The following is a 16,775-nucleotide window of genomic DNA, read 5'->3' as shown; positions in this document are numbered from 1 at the left end:
CAGGCGGGCCGCTGAGTCATGACCGGGCATAGCAAAGGGCCGCGCCTGGCATTGTTCAACCCGTTCGACCCGGCCCAGCCGCTGGCCGAACGGGAACTGGCGTTGCGTCTGGGCCGTGCCATGGCCGGGCTGGGCTGGCAGGCAGCCATCCACAGCCGGGCCGCTGATGTGGCAGCGATGGATCCGGATGCCGTGCTTTGCCTGCATCCGCAGGCCACGCCCAAGCTGACGGCGCATCCCTGGCTGGCCTGTTACTGGAACCCGCCTTCCCTGATCGAAGCCGGCAGCGCCACCGCCTTTCACCATGGTCGCGCGTTTGAGCTGAGCCATGATGCCTATCTGGTCTCCGGCCCCGGACTGGCGGCGCATCTGGCCGCGCGGATGGCGCTGGTGGGGCGCGATCCGCCGGTGCTGCCCTTCCATGTCAGCTCCCCCCGCTCCACCCTGGCGCCCAATCTGGGACCGCAGAGCCGGCTGTTCTATGTCGGCTCCAACTGGGATGGTCGGCGCTATCCGCAGGTGCTGGGCCGGTTGGCGGCGGCGGGGGTACTGGCCTTGCATGGCACGGCCGACCGCTGGTCGCATCTGCCGGACGCCTATCAGGGGTCGTTGCCCTTTGATGGAAGTGCCGTGATCGCCGCCGCCCATCATTGGGGCATGGGGCTGTGCCTGCATCTGCCGGCGCACCGGGAGGCGGCGGTGCCCAACATGCGGGTGTTTGAACTGGCGGCGGCCGGTGCCGTCATCATCGCCGACCGCCACCCCTTCATCGAACAATGGTTCGGTGACACGGTTCTTTATGTTGACCCTGTTGGCGGGGAAGCGGCCTTGGCCGCCGCGATCCTGGACCGGGTGGCCTGGATAGAAACCCACCCGGTGCAGGCCCGCGCCATGGCCGCGGCGGCACAGGATATTTTCAACCGCGCCCTCTGCCTGGAGGTGCTGTTGGAACCGCTGCCCGATCTGCTGGCGGACCTGCAGCGACGGCCCGTGCCGGCCCAACCATCCACGGTGGCGGTGCTGCTGCCACCGGGCGGGGAGCTGGACAGCCGGCTGGCGCAACTTGCCGCCCAGGCGGGGCAGGGGCTGGCGGTCACCGCCCTGCTGCCGGCGGGGGACGCCCCGGCCAGCATCCCCGCCGGGCTGTCGCTGCGGTTGCTGGATGGGCCGGTGGGGCTGCCCGGTCTGGTGGCGGCGTTGGCGGGGGTGGAGATGCTGGCCATCCTGCCGGCGGGGGTGGAATGGCATCCCGGCCATCTGGCAGGGCTGCTGCGGGCGACCGGGAAAGCGGGGGCGGCGCTGGCGGCCGGCCTCTGGCCGCGCGACACGGTGGATCAGGGCTTTCCCATCGATCCGGCGGAAGACCGCACCCTGCCACCACCCCCGCCCCTGACCATCCCGGCAGACCGCCAGGGGGAACGCGCCTGGCTGCACGCGGCAGGCCTGGGGTGCCGGGTGGTGCGGCTGCGGGAACTGGGTGAACTGCCGGGGGATTGGCTGGAACTGGCGCTCAACCTCGCACCCGCGCTGGCTGCGCGGGGACCGGTGCAGGAAATCCCCGTGCCCAGCCTGCGCCTGCTGCGGCCGCCCCCTTTTGCAGCCGGGCAGCTGGGCTGTCTGCTGCCCTGGCCTGAACCATCGGATCAGGGGTCGGAACGTCCGCCGCGCCTGACCGGGCTGAACGATCTTGATCCGGCCCTGGCGGCCAGTATCCCCTTCCTCTGGCGGGCAGCGGATTTCGCGGCTTTGCCGGGAACGGGGCCGATCTGGCTCTATGGCGCGGGGCAGGGGGGGGCCTTGGTGCGGGCGTGTTTGCCGCCAACCATTCGCCCCCGCCTGCAGGGATTCCTGGACAGTGAGCGCCGGGGGGAACTGCTGGGGCTGCCCCTGGCACGGCCCCAGGATATCGCTGCGGAGGAGATGGCGGCCGCCACCGTCATCATCGCCGCTCAATATGTTTCCGACATCCTGCGGGTGCTGAGCGGCGGGCCGGTGCGGCCCGCCCATATCCTGAACGCTTATCCCTATATTGCCGCCAAGCAGGCGGAAGGGGATCGCTGATATCGTTCCAATCTCCTTTGATCGTGATCGATCAAAGGAGATTTCGCGTTCCCTTACGCGCTGGGCGCTGCCTCCGGCAGCTTGGCTTAACGGCGCATGAGCGCCGGGCAGGCCACCCCGCCGATTACTCCGCCACCTCAACCGTCATCCCGCTGGCTTGCGCTGCCTCGCGGATGGCGGCGGGGGGCTGGGCGTCGGTATAGAGCGTCTTCACCTCGGCGAAATCCGCCACCTGGATGAAGCCGGGCTTGGTGAATTTCGTCGAATCGGCCAACACGACGACGCGGCGGGAGCGGTCCAGGATGGCGCGTTTGAAGGTCGCCTCGTCGGCATCGAAATCCAGAAAGCCGCAGGCGGCATCAATTGCCCCCATCGACAGGATGGTGATATCTGGCACGAAACGCCGGCAAAAGGCGATGGCCTCCGGCCCGAAGGCGGCATGGTAATCCGGCTTGATCGGGCCGCCGGCGACGAACAGGCGCTGGCCGGGCCGGCCCAGCACCTCATGCGCCACTTCCATGCTGTTGCTGATGATGGTCAGGTCACGGAAACCCGCCAGTGCCCGCGCCAGCCAGAGGCAGGTGGTGCCGGAATCCAGCAGCAGGGTCATCCCTTCCGTCACCATACGGGCGGCGTGCTGGGCGATGCGCTGCTTGGCATCTGCCTGTTCGCGCAGGCGAATGCGATAGGGTGCCTCCAGCTCACTGCTGGGGATGGAGACGCCGCCATGGGTCTTCTGCACCCGTCCCGTCCGCTCCAGCTGGCGGATGTCGCGTCGGATCGTTTCCTCCGACACATCGAAATGCACCGCCAGTTCGGCAACGGAGCAATGGCCCCGTTCCCCCAGCAGTTTCATCAAGGAGGTGAGCCGCGCGACCTGGATGGGCCGCGCGCCGCTCTTGCTGTCCAGCGTGTCGATCTCAGTCATAGGCACATGATACCCACATTAGTTAGGGTGATAAAGTCACAAAATCCCACACACAACCACATAAATCTCACAATTTGTCACGCGGCTGTCATCAGGCGCGGTTAGTGTTCGTTCCGTCTCGCAGTTGCAGCATTGCGATCATGGGGAAAGGGAATAGAACGATGTTACGGAGCAAGACGGCCCTGCTGTCATTTCTGGCAGTGACCACCGCGCTGATGCCACCGATGGCCATGGCGCAGGAAAGCACAGGGATGCAATCGATTGACGAAATCGTCGTCGTTGGTCGGGCAGTCACCTTTGCCAACACTCAGGTGACACAGACGATGATCGACCGTCAGTCGGCGCTGACCAGCGTGAATGACGTCATCAAGGAACTTCCCGGTGTTTTCGTGGCGGAGGGTGACGCCTTCGGCTCGTCGGACTGGGCGACCTCCATCAGTATGCGCGGTTTCAGCAGCGGCGGCGGTGGCGGGCAGCAGATCGGCACCACGATTGACGGGCTGCCCAATGGGGGCTCGGGCTATGGCGGCGGTTCGCGGGCCAACCGCTATGTCGATGTGCTGGATTTGAAGACCGTCATTGTATCGCAGGGCACGGCGGACATTTCCTCCCGCTCCAACGAGGCGTTGGGCGGCACGCTGAACTATATCACCTCTGACCCGCTGGATGAGGCACGGGCGCGCTTTACGGTGGCAGGGGGTGATTTCGATGCACGCAAATTCTATGCACGCGTGGATACCGGCACCATAGCGCCTGACACGCGCGCTTATCTCAGCGCATCTTCCTCCCACGTCAAGGACTGGATCGGCGGTGCCGGTGTCACCAAGCGCGACCATGTTGACGGCAAGATCAAAAGCCGCATTGGCCAGGTCAATCTGACCGGCTGGCTGTCCTATGATGACGCCGATGAGGCGGAGTTCGGCTCTGTCTCCCCGGCCATGTTCGCCAAGGATCCCAACCATGATGCCTATACGGATCAATGGACCGGCATCCCCTATATCGACCAGTCCTACCGCGCCGGGTCACGCGCCCTCCGCGAGAATCTGTTCAGCTATCTCAAGGCTGACACGGAACTGGGCGAGGTCAAGCTGGCGGTGACCGGCTACTATCATCACATGACCGGTCGCGGTGACTGGATCCCGCCCTATCTGGTCGATGTGCGCAATGATGGTGCTGGCAAGCCGGAAAGCGAGTTTACCGGAGGGGGGACGACGATTGGCGGTAGCTCCCTTGGAAAGATTTATTTCGTGACCCCATCGGGAGCCAAGGCGTCGATGATTGCGGGCTGTGCCGGCACAGCTTTGGTTCCGGCGGAATATTCACCCTCCTGCTATCCGACCGGTTCAACGGCGGTCATGTCCTACCGTCACACTCATTACAAGAACGAACGTGCCGGTGTGACCAGCGATGTCGACTGGACGCATGATTTCGGCGACTTCCAGAACACCCTGCGCGCGGGCATCTGGTATGAATATGGTCGTGCCAACCAGGTACGCGACTGGCACAAGATCAGTAACCCGTTGCTTGGCATTGCCTTTGACGACACGCCCTATTATGTGCAGTTCAGCACCGATTATGATCTTGATGAAGTGGTCGGCTATGCCGAGGATTCAGTGACCTTTGGCCCCATTACCGCCCGTTTTGGCGTTCGGCAGTTTCACTTGGATCAGCGCCGCGCTGAACTTTTGAATGCCCGTGACAGCACAGAAATCAGTTATCATTCCGATCCGCTGATCTCCACCGGTTTGACCTATCAGACCCCGATTTCGGGCCTGGAACTGTTCGGCGGCTTCTCCCAGAATTTCGCTGCCATTGGTAATGGTCCGCTGGGTGAACCGAAAGCGGTCATCGCCAAGCTTGAGCCGGAAACGGCTGACAATATTGAAATCGGTGCTCGTTACAATATGGGGGACATCCAGGCGTCGCTGATTGGGTACGATATCAAGTTCAACAATCATATTGAGTCGATTTCGTCCAATCTGGTGACGGGGATCGACTATCTTTCCGAACAGGACAGCGTCTATCTCAATGTCGGCGGCATCAAGAGCCAGGGTATCGAAGCGGCACTTGCCTATCGTGTCCTGCCGGAGCTGACCGTGTCAGGCAGCTACACCTATAATGACGCAACCTATATCGGCACGGGCAACAAGGCGCAGGATGATGATATCGGCATCACGCCCGGCCGGCAGGTGATCAACTCGCCGCGTACCATGTGGGTGCTGGCGGCTGATTACAAGGAGGACGTTTTCAAGGCAGGGCTTTCCGCCAAGTTCGTCGGGGATCGTTTCATTGATACACAGGGCCAGGCGATCGCCCCCAGCTTCACGGTGGTTGATGCCTATGCCGGTGTCGATCTGGCGCTGGTGAATGAACGGCTGGCCGGCATTTCACTGATGATCCAGGCCAGCAACCTGACCGACAAGCGCTATCTTGCCGGTGCGGATGGTGGCTCGGCCTTCCTAGGCACGCCGCGGACGGTGACCGCGTCGCTGACCTTTGATTTCTAAGTTTAGAATCGCAAGGAATGTGCCGGCATCATCGCCGGCACATTTCCGTTAAGGAGGTTTTCCGATGGTTGATCTGTCCCGTCGCCGGCTGCTTTCCGCCGGGATGCCGGCCATGGGGGCGGCCACCCTGATGCCCTCCATCGTGCGGGCCGCTTCCATCGGGCCGGACCGGCGCAGCGGCAGCATCCGCGATGTGCAGCACGTTGTCATCCTGACGCAGGAAAACCGCGCCTTTGACCATTATTTCGGGTCGATGAACGGGGTGCAGGGCTTTGGCGACCGGTTCGCCATTCCTGCCCCGCCACTGCCCGAGGCACCCGACCGCACCGTTTTTGTGCAGCCGGCGGAACAAGACAAGCCCGGTCCCCGCCTGCTGGCCCCGTTCCGGCTGGATACCCAACAGGATTTCCGCCTGATCCGCCCGCTGGGCACGCCGCACAGTTTCCCCGACAGCCAGGCTGCCTGGGATAATGGCCGCATGGCGGACTGGCCACGTTACAAGCATAACCACGCACTGGCCCACTTCACTCGCGCCGACATTCCGTTCCAATATGCGCTGGCCGAGGCGTTCACCCTGTGCGACGCCTATCATTGCGCCCTGCATCTCAGCACCAATCCCAACCGGCTTTATATCTGGACCGGCACGCATGATCCGCAGGCCAAGGCCAATGGCCCGGCCATCGATAATGGCTATGACGGGTTTGAAGACCCGCGCGGCCATGGCGGCTATACCTGGACCACCTATCCGGAGCGGTTGCTGGCGGCCGGGGTCAGCTTCCAGATCTATCAGGACATGTCGGATAATTTCAGCGACAATCCGCTGGTCGGCTTCAAGGCCTATCGCGCGGCGCGCGGGGCGATGGAGGGGCCGGCGGCGGAGCTGGCGCGCCGCACGCTGACCAGCCGCACCCTGGATGATTTGCGCCAGGATGTGCTGTCGGGCACGCTGCCCCAGGTTTCCTGGATCGTGGCACCGGCCGTCTATTCCGAACATCCCAGCGTTTCCACGCCCTTGCAGGGGGCCGAATATACTGCGCGCGTGCTGGATGCGCTGACCGCCAACCCGGATGTCTGGTCACGCACCGTGCTGCTGATCAATTTTGATGAGAATGACGGGCTGTTCGACCATGTGCCGCCGCCGGCACCCCCGGCCCGCGATCCGGCCGACCCGGACCGGCTGCTGGGTGGTTCCACGGTGGAAGCGGGGGACGAATATCACCGCCATTCGCAGGGGGAGAAGGACGCGCCCTATCTCAACCGGCCCTATGGGCTGGGGCCGCGCGTGCCGATGTATGTCGTCTCCCCCTGGAGCACCGGCGGCTATGTGGCGCCGGAGGTGTTCGACCATACCAGCGTTATCCGCTTTCTGGAGGCGCGCTTCGGTGTGATGGAGCCGAATATCAGTGCCTGGCGGCGGGCTGTCTGTGGCGATCTCACCTCCTGCTTCGATTTCGCCCGCCGGGACAGCCGGCCCTTCCCGGCCAAGCTTCCGCCCACCCGCGCCCTGTCGGACCGGGCGGCCGGGTTGAAGGAGGTGGACCCGCCGCTGCCGGCGGCACTGACGGCGCCCAGCCAGGAAACCGGCCCCCGCCGCCGCCGCGCCACCCCCTATCGCCTGGATGTGGCGCTGGGGACGGGGCTGCGGTTCCTGAATGAAGGGCAGGCGCGGGCGGCCGTCTTCCATCTCTATCGGCTGGGCCAGTTGGATCAGGCGCCCGCCCGCTATACCGTTGGGGCGGGGGCAGCGCTGGAGGCGGTGCTGGAGCCAGGGCGCGACCTGTTCATTGTCGGCCCCAATGGCTTCCACCGGCGCCTGACCGGCTGGAATGGGGTTTTCGGGGCTGCCTTTGAGCAGGGGCGCGGCCGTCAGGCGCTGCTGCGGCTGAGCAATCCGGGCACGGCCGGGCTGACCCTGACCCTGGCCGACCTTGCCTATGGCCAGGGCACGCGGCAGGTGAAAGTGCCGGCGGGCGGGGAGACCAGCCTGCCGCTGGATTTCGCCGGCAGCCATGGCTGGTACGATCTGCTGCTCTCTGCCGCTGGCCAGTCCTGGCGCATGGCCGGCCATCTGGAGGATGGATCGGAATCCTTCTCCGACCCGGCCACCCTGGCGGCGGCACCGCTGCGGGTGGTGGGGCTGCGGGGTTAAAGGCGCTTCCCGATTGACGTATTCCCCCCCCCATCACCCCGGCCTGCGCCGGGGTGATGGGGGTGAGAGCGGGGACCGTTTGCCCCAACGCTTAAGTCAATATCACCCCGCTTAATGCGGGGCGGCAGCCTGTTGCGGCATGGTCCAGATCGGCACGCCCGTCATGTCGGGCAGCCGGTGGGCGATGCCCTTGTGACAGTCGATGCAGGTGGCCTGCCCGGTGAACAGGAAGCGCTGATGCGCCTCGGCCCCGCGCGCCCCCTGGCGGGTGATGTCCATGCTGTCGGCACTGTGGCAGTTGCGGCATTCCAGGGAGTTATTGGCTTTCAGCCGCGCCCATTCGTGGCTGGCCAGTTCCTTGCGCTTGGCCTCAAACTTTTCCGGCGTGTCGACGGTGCCGAAAATCTTGCCCCAGACCTCTTTGGAGGCCTGCATCTTGCGGGCGATCTTGTCGGTCCATTTATGCGGCACGTGGCAATCCGGGCAGGTGGCCCGCACGCCCGACCGATTGGAATAATGGATGGTCTGTTTCAGATCGGCATAGGGATTGTCCTTCATCTCGTGACAGCCGATGCAGAACGCCTCCTTGTTGGTCATTTCAAGCGCGGTGTTGAAGCCCCCCCACCAAAGCACGCCGGCGACAAAGCCGCCGATGGTGAGAAAGCCTAAGGAGAGATGGCCGGCCGGGCGGTTGAAAGCCCGCCAGGCTACCAAGGCCAGATCCAGCGCGCGGCGGATGATGCCCATCATTGGCCCCCTTTGGCGGCGGCATCCTTTTCGCGGATGACACTATCCACATCGCGGAAGCTGTTGGGCACACGCGGCTGCACGTCCGTCTGCGGCACATGGCATTGCAGGCAGAAATAGCGGCGGGCCGACACAGCCCCCAGCACCTGCCCGTCACGATCCTGGAAATGCGTGACGGAGATCATGGGCGCCTGACTGTCGCCGGTAAATTCCCGTGCGTGGCAGGTCAGGCACTTGTTGGCGCGCAGGTCCAACTGATAGCCCACGATCTGGTGCGGGATCACCGGCGGCTGTTCGGGGTAATTGCGCTGGCGGCGGCGGTCGTCGGTGGCATCCTTCGGGATGGGCGGGGCTTCCTGCACGGTCAGCCCCTCAGCCCCGGTGAAGGCCGGGCGGCCGCTGGCTTTGACATCGCGCACGCTGGCGCTGGGCGCGGCAGCGACCTGGGCGGGGGCCGGATCGGTGGCCAACGCCCGTTGCGCCACCGGCACGCCCAAGATGGGCAAGGGCGCCAGCAGGGAAAGGATCAGGGCGGTGCGGAGGTGTTTCATGATCATGCCCCCTGGACCGGCGTGATGCGCACGGCGCATTTCTTGAAGTCGGTCTGTTTGGAGATCGGATCGGTGGCATCCAGCGTGACGCGGTTGATCAGCACATCGGCATCAAACCAGGGCACGAAGACCAGCCCGCGCGGCGGCTTATTGCGACCGCGCGTTTCCACCCGCGCCCGCACCTGCCCCCGGCGGGAAGCCACCAGCACTTCCTGCCCGCGCCGCACATTCATGGCTTGGGCATCATCGGGATGCATGTAGCAGAGCGCCTGCGGCACGGCGCGGTGCAGTTCCGGCACGCGGCGCGTCATGGAGCCGGAATGCCAATGTTCCAGCACCCGGCCTGTCGACAGCCAGAACGGATAATCCTTATCCGGGCTTTCCGCTGGCGGTTCATAGGGCAGGGCGAAGATACGGGCCTTGCCGTCCTTATGGCCGTAAAAGCGCATCCCTTCGCCGGCCGGCACATAGGGATCGCTCCCCTCCCGGAAGCGCCAGCGCGTTTCCTGGCCATTCACCACCGGCCAGCGCAACCCGCGTTCTTCGTGATAGCGCTCATAGGGGGCCAGATCATGGCCATGGCCACGGCCAAAGCTGGCATATTCCTCAAACAGCCCCTTTTGCAGATAGAAGCCCAGTTCCTTGGACTCGCGGTTTTCATAGGCAGGGTCACATTCGCTGACCGGGAACCTGTCCACCTGTCCGTTGCGATAGAGGATATCAAACAGGGTCTTGCCGCGGAATTCCGGGGCCTTGGCCAGCAATTCCTCCGGCCAGACCTCCTCCACCTTGAAGCGTTTGGAGAATTCCACCAACTGCCACAGGTCCGACCGCGCCTCACCGGGGGCGTTCACCAACTGATGCCAGACCTGGGTGCGGCGTTCGGCATTGCCGTAAGCGCCTTCCTTTTCCACCCACATGGCGGCGGGCAGCACCAGATCGGCCGCCATGGTGGTGACGGTGGGGTAAGCGTCTGAGACGACAATGAAATTGTCCGGGTTGCGATAGCCAGGCCAGGTCTCGTTGGCGGTATTCGGGGCCGCCTGCATGTTGTTGTTCACCTGCACCCAGTAGCAGTTCAGCTTGCCATCCTTCAGCATCCGGTCCTGCTGCACGGCATGGAAGCCGGGCTTGGCCGGGATGGTGCCTTCCGGCAGCTTCCACAGATGTTCGGCATGGGCGCGGTGTTCGGCATTCGTCACCACCATGTCGGCGGGCAGCCGGTGGGAGAAGGTGCCAACCTCCCGCGCCGTACCGCAGGCGCTGGGCTGGCCGGTGAGGGAGAAGGGGCTGTTGCCGGCTTCAGAAATCTTCCCCGTCAGCAGATGGATATTATAGACAAGGTTGTTGGCCCAGACGCCGCGCGTATGCTGGTTGAAGCCCATGGTCCAGAAGCTGGTGACCTTGATCTTCGGGTCGGCATACAGCTCCGCCAGCGCCTTCAGCCGGGCCGCCGGCACGCCGGACTGGGCGGCCACCTTTTCCAGCGTATAGGGGGCGACGAAGGCGGCATATTCCTCAAAACTGATCGGGTCGGAATCATTGGCGTTGCCGGCATTCTTGGCCGCCTTTTCCAGCGGATTATCGGGCCGCAGCCCATAGCCGATATCGGTGCGGCCCTTCACGAACGTCGTGTGCTTATTGACGAAATCCTTGTTCACCCGCCCGGTCTGGATGATGTGGTTGGCGATATAGTTCAGGATCGCCAGATCGGTCTGCGGCGTGAACACCATGGGGATGTCCGCCAGCTCAAACGAGCGATGTTCGAAGGTGGACAGCACCGCCACCTTCACATCCGGGTTGGACAGGCGGCGGTCGGTGACGCGGGTCCACAGGACGGGGTGCATCTCCGCCATATTGCTGCCCCACAGCACAAAGGCGTCGGCGGTTTCGATATCATCGTAACAGCCCATCGGCTCATCAATGCCGAAGGTGCGCATGAAGCCGGCCACGGCGGATGCCATGCAATGCCGGGCATTGGGATCGATATTGTTGGAGCGGAAGCCGGCCTTCATCAGTTTGACGGCGGCATAGCCTTCATGCACCGTCCATTGCCCGGACCCGAACATGCCGATGGCTTCCGGCCCCTTGGCCTTCAGCGTGGCCTTCCATTTCTGGGCCATGATGTCAAAGGCCTGATCCCAGGTGATGGGGGTGAAATCCCCCTCCTTGGCGTACTGGCCGTTCTTCATGCGCAACATGGGCGTGGTCAGCCGGTCCTGGCCATAGATGATCTTGGACAGGAAATAGCCCTTCACACAGTTCAGGCCCCGGTTCACCTCAGCCTTCTGGTCGCCATGGGTGGCGACAATGCGGCCTTCCTTCACCCCCACCATGACGCCGCAGCCGGTGCCGCAGAAGCGGCAGGCAGCCTTGGACCATTTCACCTTGGCATCCATGCCGGTGGGCAGTTGCGTGGCACCGGCCTGCAGGGTGACGCCGGCGGTGGCGGCTGCCGTTGCGGCAGCCTGGGCCTTCAGATAATCGCGGCGGGTCAGTGTCATGGCATGGGCTCCGCAAGGCACACCGCAGGTTCGGCGTGGTGATAGACGGGAAGGGCGCTGTAGACGCCCTGGATGGCATTGATGGCGTCCAGTATGTCGGCGGTCGCGCGGGCGCTGGGCTGTTCGACGAGCACGATCAGCCGGCTGGCATCGCCGGCGCTGGGCACGATCTCACCCCCCAGCGCCTGGATGCGGGCGGTGACGTTGGCCAGCGCATCGGGGCGGGCATGGACGATCAGGCTGGAAATGTGGATTTCATCGCTCATGCGCTGTCTCCATCGCGGGGGGCAAGCTGGATGGCACCGACGGGGCAGGGGGACAGGCAATCACCGCAGCCGGTGCAGCGATCCCCATCCACATCCGCCCGCGCCCGCCCGCGCGGCTGTAACAGAAAGCGGATGGCCGCTTCCGGGCAGGCATCGCCGCAGGTCCGGCAATAGGCACCGGTTTCCGCCAGACAATGGGCGGCAATGACGGCCAGCGGCGGGCCGGCAGGCGGTGCGGAGGTGGGGTCTGGTCCACGCCCGAACAGGGCGCGACGGGAAAGCCTGGGTTCCATGGTGCGCTCCCCCCGTCACATGCCCGGTGGGCCCGCGAACATCTGGTAGATCCAGACAGCGAAGCCATAGGCGGCCACCACCCCGATCGACAGAACCGGGATGAAAACGAAAGCCAGGAAGACGAACTTCAGCAGTTCGGCTTTTCTGGAGTCCGGAGCGGGGGTTGCATCCATGACATCCTGCCAGAATCTATTGTTTGCTAGGAAAACCATACAGTGCGATGGAGTGCTCAAGCATTGATCAGAATCAATTTGGCGTCATCTCAATAATGTTGATTTAATATCGCTGTATAGATTGCGATACATCGACATTGATTTTTGATTTATTTAAAATTGACATTTATCAATTCAGACCATGCTTGTTTTCTTTTGTGCTTGATGGCCGGCGCCGGCAGCGCAAAAAAAGCAAAGCGCTTGCCGACAAATTTGCCGAAGCGCAAGGACGCTGCGGCGGCGGCCTGCTTGGATGGGGCACTTTCCTCCCTGCAAGGCTCTGGCCCGATGAAAACCCAGTTCATCCAGTTCCGGCGCGATGCCGCCCACCTTCTTCTGCCGCAGCCCGATACCGTTCCGGGAGAACTGCCGGATGGGTCGATCATCTGCGCCATTGATGAGTGCCCGGACGGGCTGCCGCCGGAACGGTTGCTGCGACGGCTGCAGGGGTTGTTCCCCACGCCCGGTACCAGCCGTATCCGCTTTGCCGACCTGCCCGAGCGCGACGGTGGTTGCTGCGGCGGCCATTGCGGTGGTTGAGCCCCCTCCCCAAACCCAGAGAAACGCCATGACATCGCTGACGCAACCCGTATCGCTGTTCGCCGCCACCATCCCCGGGGCGACCGCTATCTTCCGCCGCCATGGCATTGATTTCTGCTGTGGCGGCGGCCTTCCCCTGGCCGATGCCGCCCAGGCCCATGGGCTGGACCCGGCCGAATTGCTGCGGGAGTTGATGGATCAGGGCGGGGCGGCGGACCCGGCCCCGGCCCCGGCCAGCCTTTCCACCCCCGCCCTGACCAGCCTGATCCTGGACCGCTTCCATGCCGGCCACCGGCAGCAACTGGATGAACTGCTGTACCTGTCGCAGAAGGTTGAAAGCGTTCACGGCCAGCATCCGGATTGTCCCAAGGGCCTGCACGCCCTGCTGGCGCAGGTGGCCGGGGAGCTGGAGGAACATATGCAGAAGGAAGAACAGGTGCTGTTCCCGGCCATGCTGTCAGGCGGATCGTTTTTTCTGGCAGCCCCCATCGCCTGCATGATGCAGGAACATGATGTGTTCGGTGATCAGTTGCACCAGATGGCGGCACTGACGCGGGATTTCACCCCACCGGCCCGGGCCTGTGCCACTTGGCGGGCCCTGTACAGCAGCCTGCAGCATTTCGTGCAGGAGGCGCAGGAACATGTGCATCTTGAAAACAATGTGCTGTTCGCTCGTTTTGGCGCTTCCGCATAGTCTATCCCGGTGACTGATCCGGTGATATGACGGGGCCCGCCGGATAGCATCCCTAACCGGCAGCCCCCTTCGGTTACCCAGCCCATCTTGATAATGAAGCCTGACGATCTCCATCTGGTGCGCAGCCTGCCCATGTTTGCCAAGGTCACTGACGCGCAATTGTCGGTGCTGGTGGCGCGTGGGTCTTTGCAGCGCTATCCACGCGGCACCTTGTTGTTCAATGAGGGGGAGCAGGCGGATTTCCTGATGGTGTTGCTGGAAGGCGGGGTGGAGCTGTTTGCCCGCGACCAGGATGATAACGAGGCGGTGGTGGACATCCTGTTCCCCGTTGACAGCTTCATCCTGGCGGCCGCCCTGACCGGCGCCCCCTATCTGATGTCGGCCCGCACCTTGGTGCCATCGCGCATATTGCTGTTGGAAACCGGTGCCTTCCGTCGCGCGGTGGCCGCCGACCCGGACCTCTCCACCCCGGTGATGGCGGAACTGGCCCAGCATTTCCGCCGTCTGGTTCGCCAGATCAAGGATTTGAAGCTGCGCACCGGTGTGCAGCGCCTGGGCTGTTATGTGCTGGCCCTGGCCGGCCCGGCAGATGAGGTGATGTTGCCGTTTGATAAACGCATCCTGGCGTCCCGCCTGGGCATGACGGCGGAAAACCTGTCGCGTGCCTTCTCCGCCCTGCGCGATCAGGGCTTGTCGGTGCAGGGCAGCCGGCTGGTGATCCAGGACCGGGAGAGGCTGGTTGCCTTCTCCCGCCCGGCCCCGCTGATCGATTCGGCGGAGGGACCGCTTTCGATCATTGCGGATTGATCGTCGTCAGGCCGGGCGGGGCAAATCCTCCGCGATGGCCAGCAGCGTGTCGGGCTTCACCACCACGATCTGCTGCCGCCCGCCGGCGGTGAGGCCATCGCTCTCCCAGGCGGACAGGATGCGGCTGACCGTGTGCAGGGTGGTGCCGGTCATTTCCGCCAGATCCTGCCGGGTCAGCGGAAAGCTGATTTCCACCCCTGCCGACACTTCCCGCCCGGCCTGACGGGCCAGCCGCAGCAGGGCATAGGCAACCCGCCGCTCCACCCGCTGCGTTGAAAGCTGGCGCACGCGGGTCTGCAAATCCTCCAGCCGGTCGCCCAGCATGGCCATGCTGTTCATGGCAATCTGCGGATAGGTCAGCATCAAGTCCTTCATGGTCTCTACCGACCAGACCAGATCGACACTGTCCGTCACCGCCACCGCGTCGCCGGGATATCCCGACAGGAACATGGCCAGCGTGCCATACATCTCCCCCGGGCCCACGAACTGCACCACCACCTGCTGCCCATCCGGCCCTGTCTGCTGAATCTTGATCCGCCCGTCGATCAGGGCATGGCAGGTGCTGGCGCTGTCGCCCTGTTTGAAGACGATGCTGCCCTTGGCCACACGCCGGGCCTGACCATGTTCCATCACTGCGCTCAAGGCGCTGGCATCCAGTCCGGCAAACATGCGCATCGGCCGCAGCAGCGACGGGTCGGGTTTCGGCTTTTCCATGGGGTCTGCCTTGGCCGGTTTGGGAAAGGGCGTGCAGCATAGACCCATCAGGGCGGATAAATCCATATCCCTCACCCCGGTCGCCCGTCGGCACGCTGGGTGATCAGGATGGGTGCATAAACCAGGCTGTAAAGGATGAAGGCGGCCACCCAGCAAAGGCCAGCAATGCTGTAGGCCAGATTCATGTCCGGCAGCAGCGGGGCCAATACCCGCACCAGCGCCGCCAGGGTCAGCAGAACATAGGCGGCCACGGTGGGCTTGGCCGCCACAATTTCCCGCCCGGTATGGCCCAGGGCGGCCCGCGACATCACGGCCAGAATCATGCCGGAAAAGGCGCCGGCGGTCAGGGCATGGACCCAGGTTTGGCCGATGGCCAGCCCCCCCAGCAGCCAGCCCGCCTTCAGCAGCAGCCCCAGCGGTATCCAGGCATAGGCCAGGTGCAGCGACCAGAGGATAGGCTGATCCAGCGCCTTCACCCCTTGCCAGCGGGCCAGCCGCAACGCCTGGGCGATCCCAGCCAGCAAGGCGGCAAGACCCGGCAGCCAGCCCTGCGGCTGGGCCAGATCGGCCAGCGTCAGCAGGGCCAGACTGATCAGGGCCACCCGGTCCAGCCGCCCGAACGGCGGCACCATCGCCGGCCGGCCCAGCCGCTTCAAGGCGCTGCTGGTGAAGGAGGGCACGATGCGCCCGCCGATCAGCGCCACCATCAGCAGCACCATATCCATGGCCAGCGCCTGCCCCCAGGCCCAGCCGCCTTCCAGCCAGCCCAGTCGTTCCGCATGGTAAAAGCCGCTGGCCAGGGTCAGCAGGCCGAGCAGAATCAGCATGATATAGTTGCGGCGGTTCCTGGCCCGGATGATGGAGGGCAGCACCATGGCGCCCAAGGCCGGGAAAAAGGCCAGATCAATCACTGCCGCCGGCAGCGCCGGCAAGGGGGCAAGCGGATTCAGCGCCACACGACCGGCCAGCCACAGGCCCGTCAGCGCGATCAGCCCGCCCCCGGCAAAACCGCGCTCCCCGGTCCAGTTCGGTACAGCGGTCAGCAGGAAGCCGGCAATGGCGGCCCCCGCAAAGCCAAACAGCATCTCATGCCCATGCCACGCTATGGGGCTGCCCAGCCCGTCCGGCCAGCGGCCTGTGTGCAAGACCATCAGCCACAGCATCACCACGGCGATGGCATAAAGCCCCGCCGCCAGGAAGAATGGCCGGAAGCCATAGGCAAACAGCGCCAGCCGCGCGGGGCGGGGCTGGGCGATGTCCTGAAAGGGCGTGCTCATGATGGGGAACCTCCTGACCACTGATCTTGGCCTCTCCCTGATACGCCTTCCCAGTCCTTCCCAGTTTGTGCCGCCACAAACTCCGGCCGCGTGACGCCCGTGTGGGGGCTGCTTTGCATGACGCGAAGATTTTCATTTTTCTTCAAAAAACCTGTTGCATCGGTTTTATCATGCGCCTATACAGCGCCTCCCACGACGGCGGGCCGGTTGGTTTGTCAAGTTGTGGGACGGGGTGATGGTGGTTTTGGTCAGTATCACCGACGGTTCTTTGAAGGTTTAGGCCTTCGGACAAGTGGATTTATCTATCGTACTGTTGGGCATTGTGTCTGCTGGACTTAGTTCTGGTGGGTTGATTGCTTGATGGTCCGTTGACCGGGTTGGTTCTATGCTTTTTGTAGCGTTTCGGCGCTGCGGAGAAAAAAGTTTGGAACGGTGAAAAAACGGTTGACGGGTTGGTTGGAGGTGTTTAGAAAGCGCTCCACCAACGACGGCGGCGCCGCTGCCGACGATGGATTTGCAGTCTC

General features: G+C 64.0%; 16 protein-coding genes. 6 read left to right on the top strand and 10 right to left on the bottom strand.

Features of this window, described 5'->3' with window-relative positions:
• Positions 1-18 precede the first annotated feature (18 nt).
• Positions 19-2,061: a glycosyltransferase gene (locus CHB97_RS21680; RefSeq protein ID WP_089290105.1), complete on the top strand. Its 2,043-nt coding sequence runs from the start codon at positions 19-21 to the stop codon at positions 2,059-2,061.
• 124 nt (positions 2,062-2,185) lie between these two features.
• Here the strand turns inward: CHB97_RS21680 and CHB97_RS21675 are convergent, their stop codons facing one another.
• Positions 2,186-2,989, bottom strand: a complete 804-nt coding sequence (locus CHB97_RS21675; RefSeq protein WP_089290104.1) for a DeoR/GlpR family DNA-binding transcription regulator — start codon at positions 2,987-2,989, stop codon at positions 2,186-2,188.
• A 161-nt stretch (positions 2,990-3,150) separates the two neighbouring features.
• Here CHB97_RS21675 and CHB97_RS21670 point away from each other — a divergent pair, with 161 nt between their 5' ends.
• Together CHB97_RS21670 and CHB97_RS21665 are read left to right on the top strand one after the other, a co-directional pair.
• Positions 3,151-5,496: a TonB-dependent receptor gene (locus CHB97_RS21670; protein WP_200820067.1), complete on the top strand. Its 2,346-nt coding sequence runs from the start codon at positions 3,151-3,153 to the stop codon at positions 5,494-5,496.
• A 64-nt stretch (positions 5,497-5,560) separates the two neighbouring features.
• Entirely contained in the window at positions 5,561-7,645 is a 2,085-nt protein-coding gene (locus tag CHB97_RS21665) for a phosphocholine-specific phospholipase C (RefSeq protein WP_089290102.1), read from the top strand.
• Positions 7,646-7,756: 111 nt separating this feature from the next.
• Here CHB97_RS21665 and CHB97_RS21660 read toward each other — a convergent pair whose 3' ends face one another.
• The 7 genes from CHB97_RS21660 to CHB97_RS26185 all read right to left on the bottom strand — a co-directional run bounded on the left by CHB97_RS21660 (position 7,757) and on the right by CHB97_RS26185 (position 12,524).
• Positions 7,757-8,392 carry a NapC/NirT family cytochrome c gene (locus tag CHB97_RS21660; RefSeq protein ID WP_089290101.1) on the bottom strand — a complete coding sequence of 212 codons (636 nt, stop codon included), beginning with the start codon at positions 8,390-8,392 and terminating at the stop codon, positions 7,757-7,759.
• A complete protein-coding gene (locus tag CHB97_RS21655) occupies positions 8,392-8,943 on the bottom strand; it encodes a nitrate reductase cytochrome c-type subunit (RefSeq protein ID WP_089290152.1) in 552 nt (183 codons plus the stop codon). Before CHB97_RS21655 ends, CHB97_RS21660 begins: the two co-directional genes overlap by 1 nt.
• 2 nt (positions 8,944-8,945) lie before the next feature.
• Positions 8,946-11,447, bottom strand: coding sequence for a nitrate reductase catalytic subunit NapA (napA, locus tag CHB97_RS21650; RefSeq protein WP_089290100.1), 2,502 nt, complete (start codon positions 11,445-11,447; stop codon positions 8,946-8,948).
• Complete coding sequence (locus CHB97_RS21645; protein WP_089290099.1) at positions 11,444-11,713, bottom strand: chaperone NapD; 270 nt, start codon at positions 11,711-11,713, stop codon at positions 11,444-11,446. The genes napA and CHB97_RS21645 overlap by 4 nt, the downstream gene beginning before the upstream one ends.
• Positions 11,710-12,006, bottom strand: a complete 297-nt coding sequence (locus CHB97_RS21640; RefSeq protein WP_089290098.1) for a 4Fe-4S dicluster domain-containing protein — start codon at positions 12,004-12,006, stop codon at positions 11,710-11,712. Before CHB97_RS21640 ends, CHB97_RS21645 begins: the two co-directional genes overlap by 4 nt.
• A gap of 15 nt (positions 12,007-12,021) precedes the next feature.
• A complete protein-coding gene (gene napE / locus CHB97_RS21635) occupies positions 12,022-12,180 on the bottom strand; it encodes a periplasmic nitrate reductase, NapE protein (protein ID WP_089290097.1) in 159 nt (52 codons plus the stop codon).
• A 149-nt stretch (positions 12,181-12,329) separates the two neighbouring features.
• A complete protein-coding gene (locus CHB97_RS26185) occupies positions 12,330-12,524 on the bottom strand; it encodes a hypothetical protein (RefSeq protein WP_143271121.1) in 195 nt (64 codons plus the stop codon).
• On the opposite strand from CHB97_RS26185, the gene CHB97_RS21630 reads away from it, so the two are divergent.
• From CHB97_RS21630 to CHB97_RS21620, 3 genes are all read left to right on the top strand, one after another.
• Complete coding sequence (locus CHB97_RS21630; RefSeq protein WP_143271118.1) at positions 12,508-12,759, top strand: hypothetical protein; 252 nt, start codon at positions 12,508-12,510, stop codon at positions 12,757-12,759. The genes CHB97_RS26185 and CHB97_RS21630 overlap by 17 nt on opposite strands.
• A gap of 28 nt (positions 12,760-12,787) precedes the next feature.
• Positions 12,788-13,453 (top strand): iron-sulfur cluster repair di-iron protein, encoded by a 666-nt coding sequence (ric, locus tag CHB97_RS21625; RefSeq protein WP_089290095.1) that lies wholly within the window; start codon positions 12,788-12,790, stop codon positions 13,451-13,453.
• A gap of 93 nt (positions 13,454-13,546) precedes the next feature.
• Entirely contained in the window at positions 13,547-14,260 is a 714-nt protein-coding gene (locus tag CHB97_RS21620; RefSeq protein ID WP_089290094.1) for a cyclic nucleotide-binding domain-containing protein, read from the top strand.
• Between the two features lie 6 nt (positions 14,261-14,266).
• Here the strand turns inward: CHB97_RS21620 and CHB97_RS21615 are convergent, their stop codons facing one another.
• On the bottom strand, positions 14,267-15,040 hold the full coding sequence (locus tag CHB97_RS21615) for a Crp/Fnr family transcriptional regulator (RefSeq protein WP_244559655.1): 774 nt from the start codon (positions 15,038-15,040) through the stop codon (positions 14,267-14,269).
• Positions 15,041-15,045: 5 nt separating this feature from the next.
• Complete coding sequence (locus tag CHB97_RS21610; RefSeq protein ID WP_089290093.1) at positions 15,046-16,251, bottom strand: NnrS family protein; 1,206 nt, start codon at positions 16,249-16,251, stop codon at positions 15,046-15,048.
• Between the last annotated feature and the right edge of the window lie 524 nt (positions 16,252-16,775).

It is taken from the genome of Azospirillum sp. RU38E (assembly GCF_900188385.1).
Classification (GTDB): Bacteria; Pseudomonadota; Alphaproteobacteria; order Azospirillales; family Azospirillaceae; genus Niveispirillum.
This window is presented reverse-complemented; position numbering and strand designations above follow the sequence as displayed.

Coding starts and splice junctions, on each gene's coding strand:
- CHB97_RS21680 (WP_089290105.1), top strand. CDS start 19: ATGACCGGGCATAGCAAAGGGCCGCGCCTGGCATTGTTCAACCCGTTC.
- CHB97_RS21675 (WP_089290104.1), bottom strand. CDS start 2,989: ATGACTGAGATCGACACGCTGGACAGCAAGAGCGGCGCGCGGCCCATC.
- CHB97_RS21670 (WP_200820067.1), top strand. CDS start 3,151: ATGTTACGGAGCAAGACGGCCCTGCTGTCATTTCTGGCAGTGACCACC.
- CHB97_RS21665 (WP_089290102.1), top strand. CDS start 5,561: ATGGTTGATCTGTCCCGTCGCCGGCTGCTTTCCGCCGGGATGCCGGCC.
- CHB97_RS21660 (WP_089290101.1), bottom strand. CDS start 8,392: ATGGGCATCATCCGCCGCGCGCTGGATCTGGCCTTGGTAGCCTGGCGG.
- CHB97_RS21655 (WP_089290152.1), bottom strand. CDS start 8,943: ATGAAACACCTCCGCACCGCCCTGATCCTTTCCCTGCTGGCGCCCTTG.
- napA (WP_089290100.1), bottom strand. CDS start 11,447: ATGACACTGACCCGCCGCGATTATCTGAAGGCCCAGGCTGCCGCAACG.
- CHB97_RS21645 (WP_089290099.1), bottom strand. CDS start 11,713: ATGAGCGATGAAATCCACATTTCCAGCCTGATCGTCCATGCCCGCCCC.
- CHB97_RS21640 (WP_089290098.1), bottom strand. CDS start 12,006: ATGGAACCCAGGCTTTCCCGTCGCGCCCTGTTCGGGCGTGGACCAGAC.
- napE (WP_089290097.1), bottom strand. CDS start 12,180: ATGGATGCAACCCCCGCTCCGGACTCCAGAAAAGCCGAACTGCTGAAG.
- CHB97_RS21630 (WP_143271118.1), top strand. CDS start 12,508: ATGAAAACCCAGTTCATCCAGTTCCGGCGCGATGCCGCCCACCTTCTT.
- CHB97_RS26185 (WP_143271121.1), bottom strand. CDS start 12,524: ATGAACTGGGTTTTCATCGGGCCAGAGCCTTGCAGGGAGGAAAGTGCC.
- ric (WP_089290095.1), top strand. CDS start 12,788: ATGACATCGCTGACGCAACCCGTATCGCTGTTCGCCGCCACCATCCCC.
- CHB97_RS21620 (WP_089290094.1), top strand. CDS start 13,547: ATGAAGCCTGACGATCTCCATCTGGTGCGCAGCCTGCCCATGTTTGCC.
- CHB97_RS21615 (WP_244559655.1), bottom strand. CDS start 15,040: ATGGATTTATCCGCCCTGATGGGTCTATGCTGCACGCCCTTTCCCAAA.
- CHB97_RS21610 (WP_089290093.1), bottom strand. CDS start 16,251: ATGAGCACGCCCTTTCAGGACATCGCCCAGCCCCGCCCCGCGCGGCTG.